Raw genomic sequence first — 22015 nt, 5'->3', positions numbered from 1 at the left:
TTCCGTACCGGCTAACCGGCCGAGGGTGCGCGGGGTCACTGAAGCAGAGCCGTACGGCGGGTACGGCCGTGCCCGGCTACAGTCCCGGGCCCGTGCCCAGGTTGCCGCCGGCGACGGTCTGGAGGACCGGGGCGAGGACGCCGGCCTGGGGCAGCTTGGCGCCGGGGAGGCCGAAGTTGCTCCCGTCGGGCGCGGTCAAGGGGGCGTCGAGGGACAGGCCGGGGGCGAGGGCCCGCAGGTCGCCGGCGGGCGCGTCGACGTCGAGGTGGTCGAAGCCGTCGCCCAGGGGGTGCGGGAGCGGAGCCCTGGCGTCCAGGCCGGGCAGTCCACTGGTCACCGGCAGCTGGGGCAGGGTCCGGTCGGGGAGGAGCCGGCCCGTGACGTACCGGGGTCCGTCGGGGGCGCCCGGCTTCGGCAGCGGCAGCTCGGCGCCGAGCCTCGGCACCTCCATGCCGAGCGCCGTGGAGACGCCGCCCAGGGGCACGGGGACGGGGACCGTACCGGCCGCCGCGGCCGGGGCGGCGGCCCCCACGGTGGCCGCGACGCCCGTGACGACGGCGGCAAGGGTTCCTCGGGTGGTCGGCTTCATGTCAGGTACGGTCCCTTTCAGGAGGCGGGGGTTCGACGTCCGTACCGCGTAACGAGCGGAAAGCGCCTTCATTTCACAATTCGCCCGAGTGCCGTAATAGTCAGCTCGTCGGCCACAGCGGGTCGGGGAAGCCGAAGACCGACGTTTGCGCGCTCCTCATCACGCTGCCGCAGGAGAGCACCTGCCGCAGGAGAGCACCGGGTGGTGATCCACGAGGCCGGCAGCCTCCCGGGGCATCAGACGCGCAGGCTGCGGGCCGGCAGATAGGCGTGCGCGGCGGCGTTCGTCGTTTCCGGGGCTCCCGCGAACGCGGCCAGCTCCGCGCCCTCGGCCGGCCGGCGCGGGGCGGTCGTGGGGCAGACGCGCGTGGTGAACATGAAGTAGGTGTAACCGAGTTTCCCGACCGCCCTCAGCCACTCCGCCGGCGGGGTGACCTGGGTGGTGACGTGCGGCATTTGCAGCACGATCTGGCCCGCGACGACCAGCATGCCGACCTTCAGGCTCGGCCGGGTGGTGCCGTCGACCGGGTCGCCGCCCACGGGCAGGCCCATCTCGTCGAGGAGCCGCGCCACGGCGGCGGACGCGGCCTCCGGGCCGTCCGGGCCGTCGCCCAGCGAGCAGGCGAGGAGACACGGCGTCCGGCCGTCGCCCTCCTCGTTCCTGGCCATCCAGGCCAGCAGGGCGAGCGTGCCGAGGTCGGCGGCGCGGAAGGGGCGGATTTCGCTGGATACTGAGGTCACCGCGCGACCATATCGACGCGCCGTGGCGTCACCCGGCGGCTTCTCACCCTTCCGGAGCAGCGCCCGGGGCCGCTCCACACGATCGGGGGACGGGTCCCGGCACGCGTCAGGGCCGGTCCGCACGGGTGCGGTACCGGCCCTGGCGGGCGCGGGCGTCAGCGTTGCAGGGGCAGGCCGCCGAGCAGCCCCCGCTGGTTGAGGGCGGTGGTGGCGCCCTTCACGCTGCTGAGCACCGAGTCCTTGTTCTCCGTGTTCAGCGCGTCCGACTGGTGCTGCAACGGCATCAGGTCCCGCACGGCGGGTGGCTTCTCGGCCAGTTCGGCGAGCGCGCCGTTGAGGCTCATCGGCGGCAGGTGCCGGGCGTCGTAGGCGAACGCGGGTGCGGCGACGCCGGCAAGGGCCACGGAACCGGCGACAACGGCGGCGGCCTTCAGGGACTTCATCGTGTTCCTTTCTTCGGCAACTCACGTCACCCGGGGAAAACTGACGCCCTGCCTAACGATGTCCGGCCGGGGCGGAAACCCCGCGCCGAGAAGACATATGAAATTGCCGTACGGTCCAACGGTCCAGGTAATTCCCCACGTCAGCTGTCGTCAGCTGGTCGTCGGCTGGCTCGACTCCGCGGGGAGGCTGGGCAGCGCGGGCAGGGAGGGCAGGGATTCCACGCTGGGGGCGGGCGCGTCCTTGCCGAGGAGGGTCGTCCCCAGCAGGTCGACCAGGCCGGACACCACGTCGCCGGCGGACGACAGGATCTGGTCGAGCTGCTCGGTGACCGCCTTCACCAGGTTGTCGATCGCGGTCTGGAGGGAGGAGAGCGCGTCACTGGTGAGGTCGCGGGACGAGGGCAGCTTGGCGATGCCGCCGTGCCGCGTGGCCGCCCGCGCGACCAGGGCCACCGGCACGGCGGAGGCCGCGTGAGCGACCGGCGACGCGGGGGTGGCGGGAGCGGTGGAGGCCGCGGGCTTGGCCGGGGTGCTCGGTACGGCGGCGGCGGTGGGGGCGGCGGGCTTGGCCGAGGTCGTCGCAGAGGCAGGGGCGGCGGAAGCGGTGGGCGCGGTGGGCTTGGCGGAGGTCGCCGGAGACGCCGACCCCGTGGGCTTCGCGGAACTCGCCGGAGCCGCAGACGCCGTGGGCTTCGCGGAACTCGCCGGAGACGCAGACCCCGTGGGCGTAGCCGCCGCAGGCTTCGCCGGTGCCGTGGACGCCGGGGGAGCCGTAGGTGCCGCCGGCTTCGCCGCGTTCGTGGGCGTGGCCGCCGTCGGCTTCGCAGCCGTCGTAGGCGTGGCCGTCGGTTCGGTGGCCGGCTTCGCCGCTGTCGCGGGCGTCGTCTGAGCCGCAGGCTTCGCGGGTGTCGTTGGCGTCGCCGCCGCAGGCTTCGCGGGCGTCGCAGATGTCGCCGCCGCGGGCTTCGCGGGCGTTGTAGATGTCGCCGCCGCAGGCTTCGCGGGCGTCGTAGGCGTCGCCGCCGCAGGCTGGAGGGGTGCCGGGTGGGCCGCCGCCGCCGGCTGGACGGGTGCCGGGTGGGCCGCCGCTGTCATCGGGGTGGCCGGTTTCGGGTCGGTGGCGGCCTTGGCGACGGCCGCCTTCGCCGCCTCGCCCAGTCGCCTGGCCTCGTCGGCGGGGAGCTTGCCCCGCTCCAGCGACCGGTTGAGCAGATCGACGACCGGACCGAGTGCGGGGTCCGCGTTGCCCAGGGCTCTGACCTGGGCGAGCAGTGTGTCCTTCGCCGCTGCCGAGACGGGTGCCCGGGAGGCGGCACGGTCGTGTTCCCGGGCCGCGTCGGCGGCGACCGCCATCGGGCCGGTGATCCCGACCAGGACGGACGCGCAGAGGACGGTGGACGCGAGGCGCCGGGCAGGCAGATCACGCATGGGTGTTCCTTTCGGTGAACAGGGGGACCTGACCCCACCGTCGATTCACCGATCGCTCACCGCAACCGCTCACCTACGTGCTGTGACCCGTCTGAGGGAGCACAAAACCGGCCGTCCACCCCGCGACGGAAGAGCGGGACGGGCGGCCGGCCGAAGGGTTGCGCCCCGACGTCAGTCGCTGACGCAGGTGTTGCCGAACGCCGGGTTCAGCAGGGCGATGACGTCCACCGTGTTACCGCACACGTTGACCGGCACGTGGATCGGGACCTGAATGGCGTTGCCCGACAGCACGCCGGGCGAGCCGGCGGCGAGTGCGCCCGCACCGGCATCGGCGGAGGCCACGCCGGCACCGCCGGCGACGGCCGCGACGGCGGCGGAGGTCAGGACCAGGCCCTTCGCGATACGCGACATGGAGAGGTGCTCCTTGGGATCGACACAAACATCCGGGCGGGATGCCCGGCGTTGTGTCAACGCGTGGCGCTCCCCGGAGTTGTGCCGCCAATGGGGTGACGTGCGGACGACACACCTTCACAACTCCGACACACTTGAGCGGTTTCTGAGGATTAGTCCGGTTAGCCGCTAGAGTTGCGGCCCTCTCCAGCACGTGTGAAAGGGCTCCGCCGTCATGCGCAAGTTCCCGGGTCCGCTGCTGCGTACGACGGCGGGCGACTCCGCCGCCCTCCCCTCCCGCGAGAGGCTCACGCTCTCCCCCGGCCTCCGGCGTACGCCCGTCGCACGGCACGACCCCGCCGCTCCTGCGGACGACGTACCTGACTCCATGATCATCGCACCGGGTGACGTACCCGCCCGGCGGATTCCGGGCTACGCCGACACGCTCGGCTACGACGGCGACGTGTGCGATCTCGGCCGGGCTCCGCGACGGGGTGGTGACCAGCCGGGCTTCCGGCTCGTTTCCCACGCGGACGCGGCACGGGCCGGCGTGCTCTTCGCCGCTGCGAACGCCCTGAGGTAACAGGCGCGTTCACGACCGCAGTCCCCAGAGCGCCCCCGTGAGCGAGGTAACCCGCGAATGCACCATCCAGCACCCGGCCCGCGAGCCCGGGTCCTGCACCTCACGCAACCCGTCGACGGCGGTGTCGCCCGGGTCGTGCTCGACCTGGCCCGCGCCCAGCTCGCGGCGGGTCTGCGGGTCACGGTGGCCTGCCCGGGCGGCGCACTCGCCGCCGACCTGCGGGAACTGGGCGCCGACGTCCGGGACTGGCCGGCGAGCCGGTCCCCGGGTCCCGCTCTGCGGGGCGAGGTACGGCGGCTTGTACGCCTGATCGACGAGGTACGGCCCGAACTGGTGCACGCGCACAGCGCGAAGGCCGGCCTGGCCGCGCGGCTCGCCGTCCGCGGGCGTGTCCCGACCGTGTTCCAGCCGCACGCCTGGTCCTTCGAGGCGGTCGGCGGCCTCACCGCGGCGCTCGCCCTGCACTGGGAGCGGTGGGGGGCGCGCTGGGCGGACCGGGTGGTGTGCGTCAGCGAGGCGGAGCGTGCGACAGGTCTGCGCGCCGGGGTACGCGCGGCGTACGCGGTCATCCCGAACGGCATCGACACGACCCGCTTCGCACCGGCTCCGGCCTGCGGCGCTCCCCCCACTCCCGTTTCGGACGGCCAAGGCCGCCCCGTCGACGCCGAAGACCGCCCCCTCGTCGTCTGCGTGGGCCGCCTCTGCCGGCAGAAGGGTCAGGACGTCCTGCTGCGCGCCTGGCAGGACGTCCTCGGCGTGCTGCCCCGGGCGAGGCTGGTGCTGCTCGGCGATGGCCCGGACCGGGAGGGCTTACGCCGACAGGCGCCCCCCTCGGTGCAGTTCACCGGCGCCGTGGCCGACCCCGTGCCCTGGTACCGGGCCGCCGACCTGGTGGTGCTCCCCTCGCGCTGGGAAGGCATGGCGCTCGCCCCGCTGGAGGCGCTGGGCTGCGGCACCCCCGTCGTCGTCACCGATGTCGACGGCGCCCGCGAGAGCCTGCCGCCGGCACTCGCCGCGCACTGCCTGGTACCGCCGGAGGACCCCGTGGCGCTGGCCGGCGCGATCACCGCGCTGCTGTCCGACCCACCGCTGCGCGCGGGGCTCGGCGACCAGGGCCGCCGGCACATCCTCTCCGCGCACGACGTACGGCACACCGCCGAACGGATCGCCTCCCTCTACGGCGAACTCCTCGGCATCACCGACACGGACCCCGGCACCACCGACGCGGACCCCGAACCCACCCACACGGACCCCGGCACCACCGACGCGGACTCCGACACCACCCACACGGACCCCGGCACTCCCGACACCGGCCCCCACACCGCCGACGCAGGCCGCGACCCCGCCGCCCCACCTCCCGGCACCGCCACCCCGACACCCGGCACCGCCGACACCGCCCCCGGTCACGCCGCCCCCGGCCCCGCCGACCCGTCCGGGGCCGGTGACGCAGCCCAGCCCGTGTCCTCCGAGTGCAGGGAGTCCATCCACTCGTGACTGCGGAAAGCACCGTCCCCTCCCCCGGCTCGCAGCCATGGGACCACGGATTCTCGCCCGTCTCGGTGTTGCCGGCCCGCACCGCCGGCGGCTTCCGGTTCCCGGTGCGGCGCCCACCCGCGCGGCCCGCCTCCTCGCTGCCGCTGCTCGCCGCCGACCTGCTCGCCGCGCTGGTGGGCGCGGTCGCGCTGGACGAGGCCGCCCGCCGGCCGGTGCTCGTCGCCGCGCTGGTGTCCGGCGCGCTGCTGCTGCGCCCGCACTCCGCACGGCCGGTGCCCGGTGTGCTCGACGAACTCCCCTTGGTGTGCGGGCGCATCGCGGTGGCCTGGCTGGGCCTCGCCGCGCTGCTCGCCGCGTACGACCCCGAGCGCGCCCTCACCGTCCGGACCCTGCTGCTGGGCTGCGCGCTGCACACGGCGGCGGCCGGTGCGGGCCGGGGCGCGGTGTACTGGCGGCGCCGGGTCGTACTGCGCCGCCACCCGCGTCCCGCCCTGGTGATCGGGCCCGCGGCGACCGCGCAGCGGGTGGCCGCCGCACTGCTGCGCCGACCGGGCTGCGGGGTGCGGCCGGTGGGTGTGGTCGCACAGCACCCGGACGGCGTCGGCGGGCTGCCGGTGCTCACCACCGGTGAGGAGGTGGAGCGGGCGCTCATCCAGAACGGGGTCCGGGTCGTCCTCACCGTCCACCCGGCCGTGCGCACGGAGAAGGGGCCGCTGCTGCGGGCGCTCACCGAGTCCGGCTGCACGCTGTGGGAGGTGGACGCGGACAGTCCGGCGTACGAGATGCGCGACCAGCTCGCCGGATTCGCCGTGCGCCGCCTGGACCTGGGCGCGCGGCGGCGGACGAGCGTGGCCAAGCGGCTGCTGGACATCGCGGTGTCCGGGGCGCTGCTGGTGCTGGTCAGCCCGCTGCTGCTGGTGTGCGCGGTGGTGCTGCGGCTCACCGACGGGCCCGGGGTGGTGTTCCGGCAGGAACGCATCGGCGAGAACGGGCGTCCCTTCACGCTGCTGAAGTTCCGCACCCACCGCCCGGTCGACGAGCACGAGGCGGCCACCCGGTGGAGCGTGGCCGGCGAGCGGAGGATGAACCCGTTCTGCCGGTTCCTGCGGCAGGCGTCGCTGGACGAGCTGCTCCAGCTGTGGAACGTCTTCCTCGGCGACATGAGCCTGGTCGGCCCGCGGCCCGAACGGCCGTACTTCGTCGCCCGGTTCAGCCAGACCTACCCGGGGTACGCGGCCCGCCACCGCATGCGGACCGGCATCACCGGGCTGGCCCAGATCAACGGACTGCGCGGTGACACCTCGATCGAGGACCGGGCCCGGTTCGACAACGCCTACATCGACAACTGGTCGCTGTGGCTGGACGTCTGCATCCTGCTGCGCACCGCCGCCGCGCTGGTGCGGTCCACGGGGAGCTGACCGATGGCCCTGCTCCTGCCGCTCCGGCGCCCCGCGCGGCTGTCCCCGGCGCTGCCGGTGGTGGCCGTCGTCGCGCTGCTCGCGCTGCCGGCCGCCCCCGGTGAGGAGGGCGGCGCGGGTCCCGCCGACGCGGTGTCCGCGCTGGTCGTCGTCTTCTGCGGGGTACGGCTGCTGCGCGCGCGCCGCCGCCCGCTCACCCGGACCGCGGCGGTGCTCCTCGGTCTGCCGGTGCCCGGTCTGGCGCTGGCCGCGCTGCACGCGGTCTCGCCGGGCGCCGGGCTCACCGGCCTCGGCCGTTACCTCCAGGTCTTCGTCCTGGTCCCGGCCGCCGTCGTGCTCCTCGTCCGTGACCGGGCCGACCTCCGGCTGATGGCCTGGTCGTTCGTGGCGCTCGGGGGCTGGCAGGGGGCGGTCGGCACGCACCAGTACGTCACCGGCACCGGCGCCTCCTACCAGGGCCAGGACATCCGCGCGGTCGGCACCTTCGGGGTGTCGGACGTGATGGGCATGGCCACGGTGGTGTCGTTCGGGCTGGTGTGCGCGGTGGGTCTGGCGCTCGGCCGGACCTCGGCGCGGGAGCGGACGCTCGCCGTGTGCTGCGCGCTGGCCCTGTCGGTGCCGCTGGCCCTGTCCTTCAGCCGGGGCGCCTGGATCGCGACCGCGGTCACGCTGACCGTGCAACTGGTGCTGTCCGGGCCGCGCCGGGCGCTGAAGGCGGGCGCGGCGGCGGTGGCCGCGTGCGTGGTGCTGGTGGGCGGGCTGGGGGTGGGTACGGCGATGCTCCAGGAGCGGATCGACAGCATCACGCGGGTCACCGACGCGCCCGACCAGTCGGTCACCGACCGGTACACGATGTGGGCCGCGGCCACCGACATGTGGCGCGACCGCCCGCTGGCCGGCGTCGGCCTGAAGGGCTTCCCCGAGTACCGCGACGGGCACGCCTCGCTCGCGCTGTCCTCGGGCAGCGACACGGAGGGCGCGGGAGCCGCGTTCCGCCGGCAGCCGCTGCTGTCGCCGCACAACATGTACCTGCTGGTCCTCAGCGAACAGGGCCTGATCGGGCTGCTGTGCCTCGCGGGCGGCTGGCTGGCCCTGCTGGTGTGCGCGCTGCGCGGCCTGTGGCGGACCCGCGCGGCCGGCGGCCGGGGCCTGGACTGCGCGCTGGTCGCCTGCGGGCTGCTGGTGTGGCAGCTCGTGGACTTCGCGTACGCCGACATCGGCGGCCCGTCGACCGTGCTGACGGCGGTGTGCTTCGGCCTGATCGCCTGGTGGGCGCTGGTCGGCGGTGACCAGGTGGGCTCCGCGGAGCGCACCGCCGTACCGGCCGGACGGGGCAGCCGGCCCGGGGAGGCGGTACTGCGATGACGGCGCCCGCGCCCTGTACGCCCCCCGCGCCCTGTACGCCCCCCGCGTCCGCCGCGTTCCGCGCTCGGCCGCGCTTCCGGAGGCCGCCGAGATGACACCGCCCAGAACCGACGGAACGCCGGCCCCGGAACCCGGCGCGCCCTTCCGCGCGGCGCTCGACACGGAACCGGAGGCCACCGCGCCCCGGCCGGCGCTCGACCCGGAACCGGAGGCCCACGCGCCCCGGCGACCGGCGCCCCAGGCGGGCCCTGAACCCAGCGCGCCCCGGCGACCGGTGCTCGGCCTCGGACCGCAGGCGCACGCACCCGGCCGGCCGGCACCCGACGCACCACCGGAACCCGGCCCGGTCTGGCCGACGATCGACACGGAACCAGAACCCGGTGCAGCCCGGCCAACACCCGGCACCAACCCGCGGCCCGGCCCACCCCAGCCAGCACCCGGCACCAACCCGGAACCCGGCCCACCCCGGCCAACCCCCGGCACCAACCCGGAACCCGGGCCGTCCCGGTCGGCGTTCGGCGTGGGACCGGGAGTCGGTGGCCGGGGACTGGGCCTGCCCACCGCCCGGCCGGCCGAGGCGGCCACGGTGGCGGGGCCGTTCCGCCCGCCGGTGTCCCTTCCTGCCGGTCCTGCCGAACACGCGCCGCCGACGCGGCGTTTCCTCGCTCAGGCCACTCTCGTCACCGCCTCGCTCTCCATGGCGGCGGCGCTGCTCGGGCTGGTGCGGGACCAGTCGCTGGCCCGGCTGTTCGGGGCCGGGCGGGACACGGACGCCTTCCTGGTCGCCTGGACGGTGCCGGAGTTCGCGGCCACGCTGCTGATCGAGGACGGGCTGGCCTTCGCGCTGATCCCGGCGTTCAGCAGGGCGCTGGCCCGCCGTGCGCAGGGCGCCCCGGGGGATCCGGTGCGGTCGCTGGTGGCCGGCACCCTGCCCCGGCTGGCCCTGGGATTCACGGCGGTCGGGGCGCTGCTCGCGGTGGCCGCGCCGCAGTTCGTCGCCGTGCTCGCGCCGGGTCTGCCCGACCCCGCCCTCGCCGTGGACTGCACCCGGCTCACCGCGACCTGCGTGCTGAGCTTCGGCCTCGCCGGGTACTCCAGCGCCGCCCTCAGGGCCCACCGCCGCTTCCTGGCGCCGGCCGCGATCTACCTCGCGTACAACGTCGGCATCATCACGGCGATGTACGCGCTCGGTGGCCGGTGGGGCGTGCGGTCGGCGGCGTTCGGGGTGGCGGCGGGCGGCTGTCTGATGGTGCTGGTCCAGCTCCCGGCGCTGGTGCGGCAGTTGGGTCGTCGCCGGACCGGCGGGACGGCCGCCGGGGCCGCCGCCGTCGCGCGGCCGCTGGCGGTGCCGCTGCTGGCCACCGTGCTGCTGTTCGCGCTGTGCCGGCAGTCGCAGGTGCTGATCGAACGGTTCCTCGCCTCCGAGCTGCCCGCCGGGGCCATCTCGCACCTGAACTACGCGCAGAAGGTCGCGCAGATCCCGATGACGCTGTCGATGATGCTGTGCACGGTCACCTTCCCGGTGGTGGCGCGGGCGCTGGCCGACGGCGACACGGAGCGGGCCCGGGACCGGGTGGAGCGGGATCTGGCGCTGGCCGGCTCTCTGGTGCTGCTCGGCACGGCCGCCGTCGTGGCCTGTGCCCCGCAACTGATCGGACTGCTGTTCCAGCGCGGCGCGTTCACGGCCCAGGACACCGCGGCGACCGCCGGTGTGATGCGGGTCTACGCGCTCGGCCTGCTCGGCCAGACGCTGACCGGCGTCCTGGTCCGCTCCTACTTCTCGGCGGGCCGCGCCGCCTGGTACCCGGTGGCCGCCATGGCCGCGGGCATCGTCGCCACCTCCTGGACCGGTGCCTGGACGCTGGGGCCCTGGGGGGTCACCGGGATCGCCGCCGCGAACGCCACGGGCATCACCCTCACCGCCGTCCTGCTCCTCGCCGGGATGCGGCGCCGCAGCGTGCCCATCCGGACCGGGCCGGTGCTGCGCGAGCTGAGCCGGCCGCTGCGGGCGGCGGCGGTGGCCACCGTGGCCGGCGGATTCGTGGGGAGCATACCGGCGGGCCCGCTCGCCGGGCTGGCCGCCGGCGGCGCCACGGTGACCGTCGTGTTCGTCCTGCTCGGCTGGGCGCTCGGCGCCCAGGGCTTCGCCCCCGCACTCCGTTCCGTACGCACCCTCACCCGAAAGCTCGCCCATGCCGTCCTTCGTTGAGTCCCCGGCCCCCACCCGGCACCTCACCCCCGGCCCGGTCCCGTGGATCGCCATGTACCACTCGGTCGGCGACTGCTCCGACGACCCGTACCGCCTCACGGTCAGCCCGGACCGGCTGGAGCGGCAGCTGCGCTGGCTGCGCCGGCGGGGGCTGCGCGGGGTGTCGGTCACCGAACTGCTCGCCGCCCGGGCCCGGGGCGAGGGGCGGGACCTGGTGGCGCTCACCTTCGACGACGGGTACGCCGACTTCCTCGGCAACGCCCTGCCGCTGCTGACCCGTTGGGGGTGCACGGCGACCCTGTTCGTGCTGCCCGGCCGGCTCGGCGGCGACAACGCCTGGGATCCCCTCGGGCCGCGCAAGCCGCTGCTGACCGCCGACGGCATCCGGCGGGCCGCCGCCGCGGGGATGGAGATCGGCTCGCACGGCCTCACCCACGTCGACCTCACCCAGGCCGACGACGGCCTGCTGAAGGCCGAGACCGCCGAGAGCCGGGCGGTGCTGGAGGAGCTGACCAACGCCCCGGTCACCGGCTTCTGCTACCCGTACGGCACGGTCGACGGGCGTGCCGTGGAGGCCGTACGGGAGGCCGGTTACGCCTACGCCTGCGCCATCGACCCCGGCGAGCTCACCGGCCCGCACGTCCTGCCGCGCGTGTACATCGGGCAGAACGACACCGCCGTACGCCTGTTCCTGAAGTACCGGCTGCACCGGCTGCGCCGGCGGCCCGTCGAGGGGCTGCGGTGAGAGCCCTGCACATCATCACGGGGCTCGGCGTGGGCGGCGCCGAGCAGCAACTGCGGCTGCTGCTGCGGCACCTGCCGGTCGCGTGCGAGGTGGTGACCCTCACCAACCCCGGGCCGGTGGCCGACGGGCTGGCGGCCGACGGGGTCCGGGTGACCCACCTGGGCATGGCCGGGAACCGCGACCTGGCCGCGCTGCCCCGGCTGGCCCTGCACATCCGGCGCGGCCGGTACGACCTCGTGCACACCCATCTCTACCGGGCCTGCCTGTACGGCCGGATCGCCGCCCGGCTGGCCGGGGTCCGCGCGGTCGTCGCCACCGAACACTCCCTCGGCGACACGCGGATGGAGGGCCGTCCGCTCACCGCGGGGGTCCGCGCGCTGTACCTGCTGGGCGAGCGGCTCGGCCGGTCCACCGTCGCCGTCTCCCCCACGGTCGCCGCCCGGCTCGCCCGCTGGGGGGTGCCCGAGCCGCGCATCGCGGTCGTGCCCAACGGCATCGACCTGGCGCGGTTCGCCTTCGACCCGGACGCCCGCCGGCGCACCCGCGACCGGCTCGGGCTGCCCGCCGACGCGTTCGTCATCGGCGGCGTCGGCCGGCTCATCCCCGGCAAACGCTTCGACGTGCTGATCGGCGCCCTCGCCCGGCTGCCCGCCGGCTGCCGGCTGCTGCTGGTCGGCGGCGGCCCGGAGGAGCCCGCGCTGCGGCGGACCGCACGGGAGGCGGGGGTCTCCGGGCGGGTGCTGTTCGCCGGGGAGCGGCCGTACCTGCCCGACGGCTCGTCCGGGCCCGGTCTGCCCGCGCTGGCGTCGGCGATGGACGTGCTCGCCGCGCCCTCCCCCGAGGAGGCGTTCGGCCTCGCGGTCGTGGAGGCGCTGGCGGCCGGCCTGCCGGTGCGCTACACCTCCTGCCCCGCCCTGGAGGACCTGCCGCCCGGGGCCGCCCCGGACGCGGTGCGGGTCCCGTGCGACGCCGGCGCCTACGCCCGCGCGCTCGCCGAGGTCCGCGCCGCCGGGCCCGGCCCGCGCACCGCCCCCGAGGCGGCCCGCCACTACTGCATCACCCGCAGCGCCGCCCGGCTGATGGACGTCTACACGGCGGTGCTCGCCCGCACCGTCCCCCCGCCCCGATCCCCCGAGGGAGTCATCCCGTCATGACCGACAACCGCGTCCACCGCCGCCCCTGGCGTCCCTCCCGTCTCCGTGCGCTGCCGCCCTGGTCGCTGGTGGCGGCCGGTGCCCTCGCGGGCGGGCTGCTGGGCGGCGGGTACGGCGTGCTCAGGGCCCCGGAGTACACGGCGACCAGCTATGTCGTCGCCGTCCCCACGGAGCGGTCCGACACCGCCACCGCGCTCGGCTTCGCGCAGGCCTACGGCCGGGTCGCCACCCAGGTGGCGGTGCTCGGCGACGCCCAGGTGTGGGCCGGGGTGCCTGCGGCCACCCTGCGCGACAGCGTGCGCGCCGCGACCTCACCGGACGCGCCCATGGTCGCGGTGTCCGCCACCTCCGACCGCCCGGCGCGGGCCGCCGACATGGCCAACGCGGTGGCCCGCGCGCTCACCCGGCACGCCGACGCCGCCGAGGCCGACACGCACGTCGAACTCGTGCAGTTCTCCCGCGCGGTGACGCCCAGCGCGCCCGCCTCGGCGTCCGCCGGGGTGAGCGGACTCGTCGGGGCGAGCGCGGGCGGGCTGCTCGGCGCCCTCGCACTGCTGGTCCGCCCGAGGCGGCGGCAGGAGGAGACGCTCCGCCCCGCCTCGGTGCCCGGCCCGGCCCTGGCCGCCGACGCGCACGGCCAGCTGTGACCGCCACCTACCCGGCGGGCCTCGCGCGTCCCACCAGCCCCACGGAACTCGTCACCGAACTCGTCACCGACGAGGACGCCTTCGCGGCGCTGGGCCCCGCCTGGGGACGGCTGCACGCGCGGTGCGCCGCCGCGACCCCGTTCCAGAGCCATGCCTGGCTGCACTCGTGGTGGCGGTCGTACGGGCGGCGCGGGCGGCTCCGGCTGCTCGTGGTGCGCGCGGGCCGGGAGCTGGTGGCCGTCGCGCCGCTGATGCTGGTCCGCCGGCCGCTGCCCGCGCTGGTGCCGCTCGGCGGGACGATCTCCGACTACACGGACGTGCTGCTGGACGACGGCGACGACGGGCGGGCGGCCGGCGCGCTCACCGAGGCGCTCACGGACGCGGCGCGCACGGCCCTGGTCGACTTCCGCGAAGTACGGCCGGGCGGTGCGGTGGAAGGGGTCTACGCCCGCTGGCGCGGACCGCGCCGCACGCTCCGCGACTCGCCGTGCCTGGAACTACCCGCCGTGTCCATGGAGGAGCTGATCGCCCGGCTGCCGTCGAAGAAGTCGGCGCAGCGGGTGCGGGCCAAGCTGCGCCGGCTGACCGCGCTGGGCGTGCAGCGGCGGACGGTGGGCCCGGAAGAGGTCGACGCGGCGCTCGACCGGCTGCTGGAACTGCACCGGATGCAGTGGCAGGGGCGGAAGGTGACGAGCGAGCATCTGCGGCCCCGGTTCCGCGAGCACCTGGTGCGCGCGGTGGGTCCGATGGTGCGCTCGGGGGACGCGGTGGTCACCGAGTTCCGGCTGGACGACGAGGTGGTGGCCGTCGACCTGACCCTGCTCTCGGGCAGCCTGGCGGGCGGCTACCTCTACGGCGCGCATCCGGGCCTGCGGCAGCGGAAGGCGGACGTGGCGGTGATGCTGCTGGACGCCTGCACCGAGCACACGGGTGGCGGCCGGCGCCGCACGCTGAGCCTGCTGCGCGGCGACGAGCCGTACAAGCACCACTGGCGGCCCGAGCGGGTCGTCAACCGGCGGCTGCTCATGGCCCGGCGGCGCACCGCCCCGCTGCTGACGGCCGTGCTGTGCGACGCGGGAGTCCGGCAGCGGGGCCGGGAGGCGTTGCAGCGGTGGCGGGAGCGGGGTTAGCGGGTCCGCGACCACCAGTCGACGGGGAGGCAGAGGTTCGTGCCGAGCCAGTACCCGGCCCAGTCGCCCAGGCCCAGCGGCGAGCAGTCGGCCGGGGGCTCGGTGGTGGGCGCCGGCGTGGGGGCCGGGGGCGGCGTGGGCAGCGGGGCGGGCTGCTCGGTGCGGCCGTACAGGGCGGCCCGGTAGATCCGGGACGAGCGGGGATTGGCCGAGCATTGCCACACGCCGTGCGGGCAGTAGTCGGTCAGCGTGTTGTACAGCGGCTTGTGCGCGTCGATCCAGTCGAGCATGCGCCGCATGTACTCGGCGTCGTCACCGTTGCGGAAGAGCCCCCACTCCGGGTAGGAGATGGCCTTGCCGTGGGCCTTCGCGAAATCCACGTGCTGCTGGAGGCCGTACGGCTCGGTGACCTGGTCGTCGAAGGACAGCCCGCTCGGCTGGTCGTAGGAGTCCATGCCGATGACGTCGACCGTGGCGTCCCCGGGGTAGCAGTCCGTCCACGGTACGGCGTCCCGGCCGCGGCTCGGCGCGAAGTCGAACCGGAACTTCTGTCCCGGCACCGAGCGCATGGTGGCGACGATCCTGTTCCAGTACGTCTTCCAGGCCTCGGGGTCCGGTCCGCAGCGGTGGGTGTAGGTGGTGCCGTTCATCTCCCAGCCGAGCACGATCACCGTGTCCGGCACCTCCAGCTCCACCAGCCGCTGGGCGAGGGCCCTGAAGTGGTGGTCGAACGCGCCGTCCGCGGCCTGCCGCAGCAGCCACCGCACCTGGACGTCCGAGAGGTCCTCCTCGTTGCGCTCCTGCATCGGCACGTTGAGGACGAGTGTCCGGTCCGCCTTCTCGCGCCGCCACCGCGCCCATACGTCCAGGAAGCCGGGCGCTCCCTCGATGTCCTGCCAGCGGTCGCCGGGCAGATAGGTGTGGGCGACCTTCAACTCGGTCCCGCCGAGCCACTGACTCACCTCGGCCATGCGCGCGACCCCGCTCGGCCCGGAGTCGAGGAACACCCCGAAGTCCGCGACGGCCCGGCCGGACGCGGGAGGCACCGGGCTCTGCGACGGGGTGGCGGGGAGCGGGACGGGCGGTGTCACCGGTGCGGGGGCCGGTGGAACGGGCGGGGTGGAGGTGACCGCCGGGGCCGTCGGAGTCGTCGGGAGCGGGGTGGGCGGGACGGCGGCACGCGCCGTTCCGGGGCCCGCGTTGAGCCCGGGGCCGGCCGCCAGAGTGACCGACGCGACGATCGCCGCCGCGAGGACGGCGGCCGGCCGCCTGGACCGGGCCCTGCGCTGTCGCGGAGCCATGCCCGCTCCTTTCCCCACTGCCCTTCGAAGTCCCGCCCCGCGTCATGCGGCACCTGTCGCGCGGTCGTATCAATACGGCCCGGCCGGCTGGGCGCGCGTGGGGGGGCGGGCCTGGATCGCGCCGGTACGGCGAGTGGCGTGGCGGCCGGGCGCGGTCGGGTGCCGGGCCCTCGGTCCGGCACCCGGTGCGCTAGCGACGGGAGGCGGACCGGCCTCGCCGGTACAGGACGGCGCCGGCCGCGATCAGGGCGGCGCTCGCGGCCGAGGTCGCGATCATGGCCGGGCCGTCACCACCGGTGTGCGCGAGCACGGGCGGCTCCTGGGGGTACTCCCCACCAGGCGGCGTGGCGTGGCCGCCACCGGGAGGCGTGCTCTCCTCGCCACCGTAAGGAGGCGTGCTCTCCTCACCGCCGTAGGGAGGCCGGGTGGTCTCCTCACCGCCGTAGGGAGGCCGGGTGGTCTCCTCGCCACCGTAGGGAGGCGGAGTCGTCTTGCCACCGCCATGTGGAGGCTGGGTCGTCTCCTCGCCGCCGTACGGGGGCGGGGTCGTCTTGCCGCCACCATACGGAGGGGCGGAGTGGCCGCCACCGTACGGAGGCGGAGTCGTCTCCTCGCCGCCATACGCAGGCGGGGTCGTCTTGCCACCGCCGTACGGGGGCGCGGAGTGGCTGCCGCCCCCGGAGGGAGGCGTGGAGTGGTGGCCGCCCGAGTTGCCGTACCCGGAGTCGCCCGAGTCGCCGTACCCCGTGTTCCCCGAACCACCGTGACCCGAGTCCTGCGGACCGCCGCTCCCCGAGTCGGCGTGCTCCTCGTCGACGCTTTCGCTCCTCCCGCCGTGCGTGGCGCAGGAGTTGGCGAACGCCGGGTTCAGCGCGGCGGCGGCGTCGACGGAGTTGCCGCAGATGTTGACCGGGATGTTCACGGGGACCTGGATGTTGTTCCCGGACAGCACCCCGGGGGAACCCTGCGCGGCACCGTGCGCGTCGGAGTCGGCGAGTGCGGAGCCGCCGTACAAGGACAGCACGCCGGTCGCGGCGGCGGCCACGGCCATGCCCTTGCTGAGTGTCTGTCGCAATCTCGTGGTCTTTCCTGCTCGAAGAAGTGGGAAGGCCGGCCCCGGAGCGCGGAATCGACGGATCGGCGTCCGGGGCCGGCCAGTGCGCAGCCAGGGGCTGGTGCGTTGTGCCGCGTCGTCAGTCCTTTTTGACGTCACCGTTGATGCAGGTGTTGCCGGCCGCCGGGTTCAGCAGACCGATGACGCTGATCGTGTTGCCGCAGACGTTGATCGGAATGTGGATCGGGACCTGGACGACGTTTCCGGACAGGAAGCCCGGGGAGTTCGCGGCTGCGCCCTGGGCCCCGGAGTCGGCGAAGGCGGGTCCGGCCATACCCAGGGCCAGGAGGACGCCCGCAACGGCAGCAACGGTCTTCTTCATGAATGTTCCCTTCTCTGGGGCCATGCCCCATTGACGGCCAGAACCGTGTGAGCACGACGCGAACGGTCGCGGCACGGAACGAGAGATTGACACAACAGGACACCGCGGAACGCGGACCGCACGACAATCACTCGATCGCACCGCTCTCTCACGCGTTTTCCCTCGCCCTTCCTCGCCGAAATACGTGGAAAAGGCCCGGGAAGTCCGCGGACAACGCAGCGGACGACCCGGGCCCTGCCAGTTCGGCTCAGCCTTCGCCGTTGGCCGAGAGGACCGACAGGTCCTCCAGGACGTGCGAGACCGCACCGTCGCGCTTGGCGTTGGTGGAGTTGTCGTTGCACTGCTGCTGCAGGTGGTCCGACAGGATCGGGATGTCCTGGGCGGTGACGCCGATGAGCGCGTCGACCGCGACGTCGACGTCCTGGACACCGACACACGGCTTGTTGAGCGAACCCTGCACCAGCGAGAGCTGCGGGCTCATGTCGCCCTTGGTCGCCGAGTTGCCCCACGACGACGCGGCGCCGTTGCCATTCGCGACGGTCGGTCCGTCGTCGTTGCCGATGGCAAGCGCCTGCGGCGCGGCCGCCACCGCCATTCCCACGACAGAAGCGGCGGTCGCGGCGGCGACCATTGCCTTCTTGAGCACTTCGCGTTCCTTTCCTCGTAGCGACGCATGCCCTACGGCCTCATCAACCCGGTGTGTGAGGAATGGTTCCGCTGATTCACTCGGTTGGAGCGTAATTGCGCGGGGGGTGACGAGAAGTCATCAATCCGAAAAGCACACCACCAGTCCACCGCATCGGCCGACGGGGTGAACGGGAGAAACCTGGATGGGTCAGCGGAGTTGACCAGTGCGCTCCGGTGGACGGGGTTTCCTCAGAAAGGACTGGCCAGTGATCAAGAAGATTGTTGCCACTGCGGCCGTCGCCGCTTCCGCCATGGGCGCCTCCGCCGCCGCGGCACCGCAGGCGCTGGCGCTCGGGAACGACAGCGGCCCGACCGCCGCCAATGGCAACGGTGCCTGGCAGAGCTACGGCAACTCGGCCACGTACGGGAACATGAGCCCGCAGATCGCCCTGATCCAGGGCTCTTTCAACAAGCCGTGTATCGCCCTGAACGACATTCCGGTCGGCGTCGGCGCCCTCATCGGTGTCAACGTTCAGGACATCCCGATCCTCTCGGACCACATGCAGCAGCAGTGCACCGAGAACTCCTCGAACGTCAAGCGCGACGGCGCGCTGGCGCACCTGCTGGAGGACGTGTCGATCCTGTCCGAGAACTCCGACTCAGGTCACTGATCACCGGTCCCTGGAGCGGGTCGCCGAGTCCTCGGCGGCCCGCTTCGGCGTGTCCGGGGCACCCGGTGGCGTGTCAGCGCCGGTACAGCGCCTCGATCTGCTGCGCGTACGCGGCCGTCACCGCGTGCCGCTTCACCTTCAGCGACGGGGTCAGCAGCCCGTTCTCCTCGGTGAACTCGCCCTCGACCAGTGCGAACGCCCGGATCGACTCGGCGCGGGAGACCGCCTCGTTGGCGTGGTCGACCGCCTTCTGCACCTCGGCGCGCAGCCGCTCGTCGCGCACCAGCGTGGACAGCGGGGTGTCCGGTGGCAGCTTCCGTACGGACAGCCAGTGGGCGACCGCCTCCGGGTCGAGGGTGATCAGCGCGGCGACGAAGGGCCGGTTGTCGCCGACGACCAGGCACTGGCCGACGGGTGAGCGGCTGCGCAGCCGGTCCTCCAGGACGGCCGGGGAGACGTTCTTGCCGCCGGAGGTGACGAGGATGTCCTTCTTGCGGCCGGTGATGCTGAGGTAGCCGTCGTCGTCCAGCGCGCCGAGGTCACCGGTCGCGAACCAGCCGTCGTGCAGCACGGCGTCCGTGGCGGCCGGGTCGTTCCAGTACGACGCGAAGACCACCCCGCCCTTGATCAGCACCTCCCCGTCGTCGGCGAGGCGGACGCTGACGCCCGGCACCGGCCGGCCGACCGTGCCGGGGCGGGGGCTGAGCGGGGGCACGATCGTGGCGGCGGCGCTGGTCTCGGTCAGGCCGTAGCCCTCGTAGACGACGATGCCGGCCGCGAGGAAGAACAGGTTGAGGTCGCGGTCCAGCGGGGAGCCGCCGCTGATGGCGTACCGCGTCCGGCCGCCCAGTTCCTTGCGGATGCGGCGGTAGACCAGCAGGTCGTACAGCGCCCAGGCGGCGTACAGGACGGGCCCCGGGCCCTTGCCGGTGCCGAGGAACTTGTGCAGGTGGGCCTCGCCGAAGCGGACGGCGACGCGTTCGGCGCGGTCGAAGGAGGCGGCCCGGCCGAGTTTCTCCGCGGTGGCCCGCCCGGTGTCGTGGATCTTCTCGAAGAGGTACGGCACCCCGACCAGGAAGGTGGGCCGGAACTCCTTGAGCGCGGGCCGCAGTTCGCCGGGCTTCACGCTCGGGAAGTGGCCGGTCTCGATGCGGGCCAGCAGACAGGCGAGCTGGAGGGTGCGGCCGAGGATGTGGGCGAGCGGCAGGAAGAGCAGGGTGGACGCGGCCTGGCCGGTGACCGCCTGGAAGACGGGGTGCAGCAGCTCGACAGTGTTGGCTGCCTCGGCGTGCAGGTTGGCGTGGGTGAGGACGCAGCCCTTGGGGCGTCCGGTGGTGCCGGAGGTGTAGCACAGGGTGGCGATGGTGTCGGGGCCGAGCGCCCCGCGCCGCTTGGCGAGTTCGTCGTCGGGGAGGTCCCGGCCGAGGACGGCGAGGTCGCCGAGGGCGCCGGCGTCGAGCTGCCACAGGCGCGGGGGGTGCGGGTGGCCGGCCGTGCCGGTGGTGACGGTGGCGGCGTTCGCTGTGTTCTCCGTGACGACGAACCGGGCGCCGGAGTCACGGACGATCCACTCGACCTGCTCGGCGGAGGAGGTCGGGTAGACGGGCACGGACTGGCCGCCGGCCGCCCAGATCGCGAAGTCCAGGACGGTCCACTCGTAGCGGGTGCGGGACATCACCGCGACCCGGCCGCCGGGTTCGAGCCCGACGGCGACGAACCCCTTGGCGACGGCGGCGACCTCGGCGGCGAAGGCGGACGCCGTCACCGGGTGCCAGGCACCGTCGCGGTCGCGGCGGCGCAGCAGCACCGCGTCGGGGGTCTCGGCCGCGTGCGTGAACGGCAGGTCGGCCAGGGAACCGCCGGTGAGCGGGGGTGCCAGGGGCGCGGCGCGCACCTCGCGGACCGCGCCCAGGGGGTCGCGGACGATCTCCACCGCGGCGCGGTCCACGAGATCGGTGCGCTGCCGTGCCCGTTTCAGATCCCTGTGTACGCCCATGACGGCTCCCGGTGGCGGTGCGTGGCCTGCCCAAGGTTCCTACCGATGGGTCAACTTACTCGCAGGTAAGGAAAGGTCAATGGGGCCCGCGAGGGTCGCTGGGCGTTCACTCCACGGGGTCGGTGCCGCTCGCCTGGCGGATGGCGTCGGCGAGACCGCGTACGTCGGCGTCCTCGGTGGTGCGGGCCAGCCCGGCGGCCCTGCGGGCGAGGCCGGTCAGGCTGGGGGCGCCGGGGAGGGCCGGGCGGTCCGCGGAGCCGGTGCGCAGGGCGTCGGCGAAGTACGCGGCGACCGCGGTGACCTGGAAGCGGGGGCTCGCCCGCCAGACCGAGCCGGCCAGGGTCCCGGTCTCCAGGGCGCCCGACGCCTCGTGCGGGTCGCGGGTCTGCGGGTCGAGCCAGCGGACGGTGGCGGTGGCAAGGTGACCACGGGCGCCGTGCCGGGTGTGGACGGCGTACAGGGCGGTGACGGTGTGCCCGGGACCGACCTCGCCGCCGTCGGCCCGGTCGTTGCGGAAGTCCCGGTCGGCGATCTTGCGGTCGTCGTAGCCGATGAGGCGGAAGTCGGTGACGGTGTGCGGGTCGAAGGCGACCTGGGCCTTGGCGTCCCGGGCGGTCAGCTCGATGTTCCTCGGGAGCTGACCGGCGAAGACCTCGTCGGCCTCGCCGGGATCGGAGACGTAGACGGTGTGGCCGTCGCCCCGGTCGGCGAGGCGCTCCATGAGGGAGTCGCCGTAGGTGCTGCCGACACCGACGCCGAAGAGGGTGATGCCGTGTGCGCGGCGGGCGTCGTCGATCCGGCGGAGGATCGCGTCCGCGCTGGTCTCCCCCGTGTTGGCGAGGGCGTCGGAGACGAGGACGACCCGGTTGGTGGCCCCCTTGCGGGCGCCCTCCACGGCGGTGGCGTAGCCCTCCTCGACCCCCGCGCCGAGGTTGGTGGAGTTCTGCGGCTCCAGGCTGTCGACGGCGTCGCGTACCGCGCCGCGGTGGCCGCCGAGCCGGGTCATCGGCAGCACGGTCTCGGCGTCCCCGCTGAAGGTGACGAGGGCGACGGAGTCGTCGTCGCGCAGCCGGTCCGTCAGGGTGGTCAGGGCGTGCTGGGCGAGGTCCAGGCGGCCGGGTTCGCCCATGGAGCCGGATGTGTCGATGACGAAGGTGAGCGCGGCGGGCGGGCGGTGCGCGTCCGGTGCGGCGGGCCGGGTGGCGAGGCCGACCCGGACCAGCGACCAGTCCGGCTCGCCGGTGCGGGCGCCGTCGACGGTGACCGTGAAGCCGTTGCCGTCGGGCCGCCGGTAGTCCTGGCGGAAACTGTTGACGAACTCCTCCGGGCGGACGGTCCCGGGATCGGGCCTGCGGCCGTCGGCGAGGGTGCGGCGGGCGTAGGTGTAGGAGGCGGTGTCGACGTCCAGCGCGAAGGTGGACAGCCGGCCGCCGGCGTCCTGCCGGACCACGCCGGACCCGCCGTCGCGGGCCTTCTCGTCGGCCGTCTGCGCGGCGCCGCCCGCGCTGCACGCCGTCAGCAGCAGCCCGCCCGCGGCCGTGAGCGCGAGCAGCGCCCGCCGTGCCCGGTGATCCCCGTACCGCTCCATCTGGTCCTCCCCGTCGGCCTGTCGGCGCCGGACGTGTGCGTCCGCTGCCGACTGTGACGGG

Annotated in this window: 22 protein-coding genes; 11 read left to right on the top strand and 11 right to left on the bottom strand. The window is 74.5% G+C overall.

Annotated features, from left to right (window positions below; translation table 11 throughout):
• Positions 1–76: 76 nt before the first annotated feature.
• From AQJ11_RS01450 to AQJ11_RS01435, 4 genes are all read right to left on the bottom strand, one after another.
• Entirely contained in the window at positions 77–589 is a 513-nt protein-coding gene (locus tag AQJ11_RS01450) for a hypothetical protein (RefSeq protein ID WP_059261553.1), read from the bottom strand.
• A 236-nt stretch (positions 590–825) separates the two neighbouring features.
• Positions 826–1329 (bottom strand): DUF5949 family protein, encoded by a 504-nt coding sequence (locus AQJ11_RS01445; protein ID WP_059261552.1) that lies wholly within the window; start codon positions 1327–1329, stop codon positions 826–828.
• Between the two features lie 155 nt (positions 1330–1484).
• Entirely contained in the window at positions 1485–1772 is a 288-nt protein-coding gene (locus AQJ11_RS01440) for a hypothetical protein (protein WP_014672804.1), read from the bottom strand.
• A gap of 150 nt (positions 1773–1922) precedes the next feature.
• Positions 1923–2225: a hypothetical protein gene (locus AQJ11_RS01435; RefSeq protein ID WP_237280840.1), complete on the bottom strand. Its 303-nt coding sequence runs from the start codon at positions 2223–2225 to the stop codon at positions 1923–1925.
• A gap of 67 nt (positions 2226–2292) precedes the next feature.
• Between AQJ11_RS01435 and AQJ11_RS49670 the strand changes: the two genes are divergently transcribed.
• Positions 2293–2661 (top strand): hypothetical protein, encoded by a 369-nt coding sequence (locus AQJ11_RS49670; protein ID WP_167360841.1) that lies wholly within the window; start codon positions 2293–2295, stop codon positions 2659–2661.
• Positions 2662–3371: 710 nt separating this feature from the next.
• Here AQJ11_RS49670 and AQJ11_RS01425 read toward each other — a convergent pair.
• The gene (locus AQJ11_RS01425; RefSeq protein WP_014672807.1) at positions 3372–3611 is read right to left on the bottom strand and encodes a chaplin; all 240 of its coding nucleotides are present in this window, start codon (positions 3609–3611) and stop codon (positions 3372–3374) included.
• Between the two features lie 214 nt (positions 3612–3825).
• On the opposite strand from AQJ11_RS01425, the gene AQJ11_RS01420 reads away from it, so the two are divergent.
• The 9 genes from AQJ11_RS01420 (at position 3826) to AQJ11_RS01380 (ending at position 14335) form a co-directional block, all read left to right on the top strand.
• Entirely contained in the window at positions 3826–4173 is a 348-nt protein-coding gene (locus AQJ11_RS01420; RefSeq protein WP_059261550.1) for a hypothetical protein, read from the top strand.
• Positions 4174–4230: 57 nt separating this feature from the next.
• On the top strand, positions 4231–5667 hold the full coding sequence (locus AQJ11_RS01415; protein ID WP_244218065.1) for a glycosyltransferase: 1437 nt from the start codon (positions 4231–4233) through the stop codon (positions 5665–5667).
• Complete coding sequence (locus tag AQJ11_RS01410) at positions 5664–7085, top strand: exopolysaccharide biosynthesis polyprenyl glycosylphosphotransferase (RefSeq protein ID WP_208616421.1); 1422 nt, start codon at positions 5664–5666, stop codon at positions 7083–7085. Before AQJ11_RS01415 ends, AQJ11_RS01410 begins: the two co-directional genes overlap by 4 nt.
• A gap of 3 nt (positions 7086–7088) precedes the next feature.
• Positions 7089–8450, top strand: a complete 1362-nt coding sequence (locus AQJ11_RS01405; RefSeq protein WP_059261548.1) for an O-antigen ligase family protein — start codon at positions 7089–7091, stop codon at positions 8448–8450.
• 520 nt (positions 8451–8970) lie between these two features.
• Positions 8971–10659 (top strand): murein biosynthesis integral membrane protein MurJ, encoded by a 1689-nt coding sequence (gene murJ / locus AQJ11_RS01400; RefSeq protein WP_398780003.1) that lies wholly within the window; start codon positions 8971–8973, stop codon positions 10657–10659.
• 52 nt (positions 10660–10711) lie between these two features.
• A complete protein-coding gene (locus AQJ11_RS01395; RefSeq protein WP_059261888.1) occupies positions 10712–11404 on the top strand; it encodes a polysaccharide deacetylase family protein in 693 nt (230 codons plus the stop codon).
• Positions 11401–12558, top strand: a complete 1158-nt coding sequence (locus AQJ11_RS01390; protein WP_059261547.1) for a glycosyltransferase — start codon at positions 11401–11403, stop codon at positions 12556–12558. Before AQJ11_RS01395 ends, AQJ11_RS01390 begins: the two co-directional genes overlap by 4 nt.
• On the top strand, positions 12555–13205 hold the full coding sequence (locus AQJ11_RS01385) for a YveK family protein (RefSeq protein ID WP_059261546.1): 651 nt from the start codon (positions 12555–12557) through the stop codon (positions 13203–13205). Before AQJ11_RS01390 ends, AQJ11_RS01385 begins: the two co-directional genes overlap by 4 nt.
• Positions 13202–14335: a GNAT family N-acetyltransferase gene (locus AQJ11_RS01380; protein ID WP_059261545.1), complete on the top strand. Its 1134-nt coding sequence runs from the start codon at positions 13202–13204 to the stop codon at positions 14333–14335. Before AQJ11_RS01385 ends, AQJ11_RS01380 begins: the two co-directional genes overlap by 4 nt.
• Here AQJ11_RS01380 and AQJ11_RS01375 read toward each other — a convergent pair.
• From AQJ11_RS01375 to AQJ11_RS01360, 4 genes are all read right to left on the bottom strand, one after another.
• The gene (locus AQJ11_RS01375) at positions 14332–15636 is read right to left on the bottom strand and encodes a glycoside hydrolase family 26 protein (RefSeq protein WP_208616419.1); all 1305 of its coding nucleotides are present in this window, start codon (positions 15634–15636) and stop codon (positions 14332–14334) included. The two genes, AQJ11_RS01380 and AQJ11_RS01375, sit on opposite strands and share 4 nt — an antisense overlap.
• Before the next feature lie 190 nt (positions 15637–15826).
• Positions 15827–16711: a chaplin gene (locus tag AQJ11_RS01370; protein ID WP_059261544.1), complete on the bottom strand. Its 885-nt coding sequence runs from the start codon at positions 16709–16711 to the stop codon at positions 15827–15829.
• 118 nt (positions 16712–16829) lie between these two features.
• On the bottom strand, positions 16830–17072 hold the full coding sequence (locus AQJ11_RS01365; RefSeq protein ID WP_059261543.1) for a chaplin: 243 nt from the start codon (positions 17070–17072) through the stop codon (positions 16830–16832).
• 247 nt (positions 17073–17319) lie between these two features.
• The gene (locus tag AQJ11_RS01360) at positions 17320–17718 is read right to left on the bottom strand and encodes a rodlin (protein ID WP_014672821.1); all 399 of its coding nucleotides are present in this window, start codon (positions 17716–17718) and stop codon (positions 17320–17322) included.
• Positions 17719–17965: 247 nt separating this feature from the next.
• On the opposite strand from AQJ11_RS01360, the gene AQJ11_RS01355 reads away from it, so the two are divergent.
• Complete coding sequence (locus tag AQJ11_RS01355; protein ID WP_014672822.1) at positions 17966–18370, top strand: rodlin; 405 nt, start codon at positions 17966–17968, stop codon at positions 18368–18370.
• 73 nt (positions 18371–18443) lie between these two features.
• Here AQJ11_RS01355 and AQJ11_RS01350 read toward each other — a convergent pair whose 3' ends face one another.
• Both AQJ11_RS01350 and AQJ11_RS01345 read right to left on the bottom strand, forming a co-directional pair.
• Positions 18444–20366, bottom strand: coding sequence for an AMP-dependent synthetase/ligase (locus AQJ11_RS01350; RefSeq protein WP_059261542.1), 1923 nt, complete (start codon positions 20364–20366; stop codon positions 18444–18446).
• Between the two features lie 106 nt (positions 20367–20472).
• Complete coding sequence (locus tag AQJ11_RS01345) at positions 20473–21954, bottom strand: vWA domain-containing protein (RefSeq protein ID WP_059261541.1); 1482 nt, start codon at positions 21952–21954, stop codon at positions 20473–20475.
• Between the last annotated feature and the right edge of the window lie 61 nt (positions 21955–22015).

The organism is Streptomyces corchorusii, assembly GCF_001514055.1.
In the GTDB taxonomy this organism is placed as follows: Bacteria; Actinomycetota; Actinomycetes; order Streptomycetales; family Streptomycetaceae; genus Streptomyces; species Streptomyces olivaceoviridis.
The sequence above is the reverse complement of the archived record's forward strand: the minus strand, read 5'-3'. Positions and strand labels throughout refer to the sequence as shown.

Coding starts and splice junctions, on each gene's coding strand:
- AQJ11_RS01450 (WP_059261553.1), bottom strand. CDS start 589: ATGAAGCCGACCACCCGAGGAACCCTTGCCGCCGTCGTCACGGGCGTC.
- AQJ11_RS01440 (WP_014672804.1), bottom strand. CDS start 1,772: ATGAAGTCCCTGAAGGCCGCCGCCGTTGTCGCCGGTTCCGTGGCCCTT.
- AQJ11_RS01425 (WP_014672807.1), bottom strand. CDS start 3,611: ATGTCGCGTATCGCGAAGGGCCTGGTCCTGACCTCCGCCGCCGTCGCG.
- AQJ11_RS01420 (WP_059261550.1), top strand. CDS start 3,826: ATGCGCAAGTTCCCGGGTCCGCTGCTGCGTACGACGGCGGGCGACTCC.
- AQJ11_RS01415 (WP_244218065.1), top strand. CDS start 4,231: ATGCACCATCCAGCACCCGGCCCGCGAGCCCGGGTCCTGCACCTCACG.
- AQJ11_RS01405 (WP_059261548.1), top strand. CDS start 7,089: ATGGCCCTGCTCCTGCCGCTCCGGCGCCCCGCGCGGCTGTCCCCGGCG.
- AQJ11_RS01395 (WP_059261888.1), top strand. CDS start 10,712: ATGTACCACTCGGTCGGCGACTGCTCCGACGACCCGTACCGCCTCACG.
- AQJ11_RS01385 (WP_059261546.1), top strand. CDS start 12,555: ATGACCGACAACCGCGTCCACCGCCGCCCCTGGCGTCCCTCCCGTCTC.
- AQJ11_RS01375 (WP_208616419.1), bottom strand. CDS start 15,636: ATGGCTCCGCGACAGCGCAGGGCCCGGTCCAGGCGGCCGGCCGCCGTC.
- AQJ11_RS01365 (WP_059261543.1), bottom strand. CDS start 17,072: ATGAAGAAGACCGTTGCTGCCGTTGCGGGCGTCCTCCTGGCCCTGGGT.
- AQJ11_RS01350 (WP_059261542.1), bottom strand. CDS start 20,366: ATGGGCGTACACAGGGATCTGAAACGGGCACGGCAGCGCACCGATCTC.
- AQJ11_RS01345 (WP_059261541.1), bottom strand. CDS start 21,954: ATGGAGCGGTACGGGGATCACCGGGCACGGCGGGCGCTGCTCGCGCTC.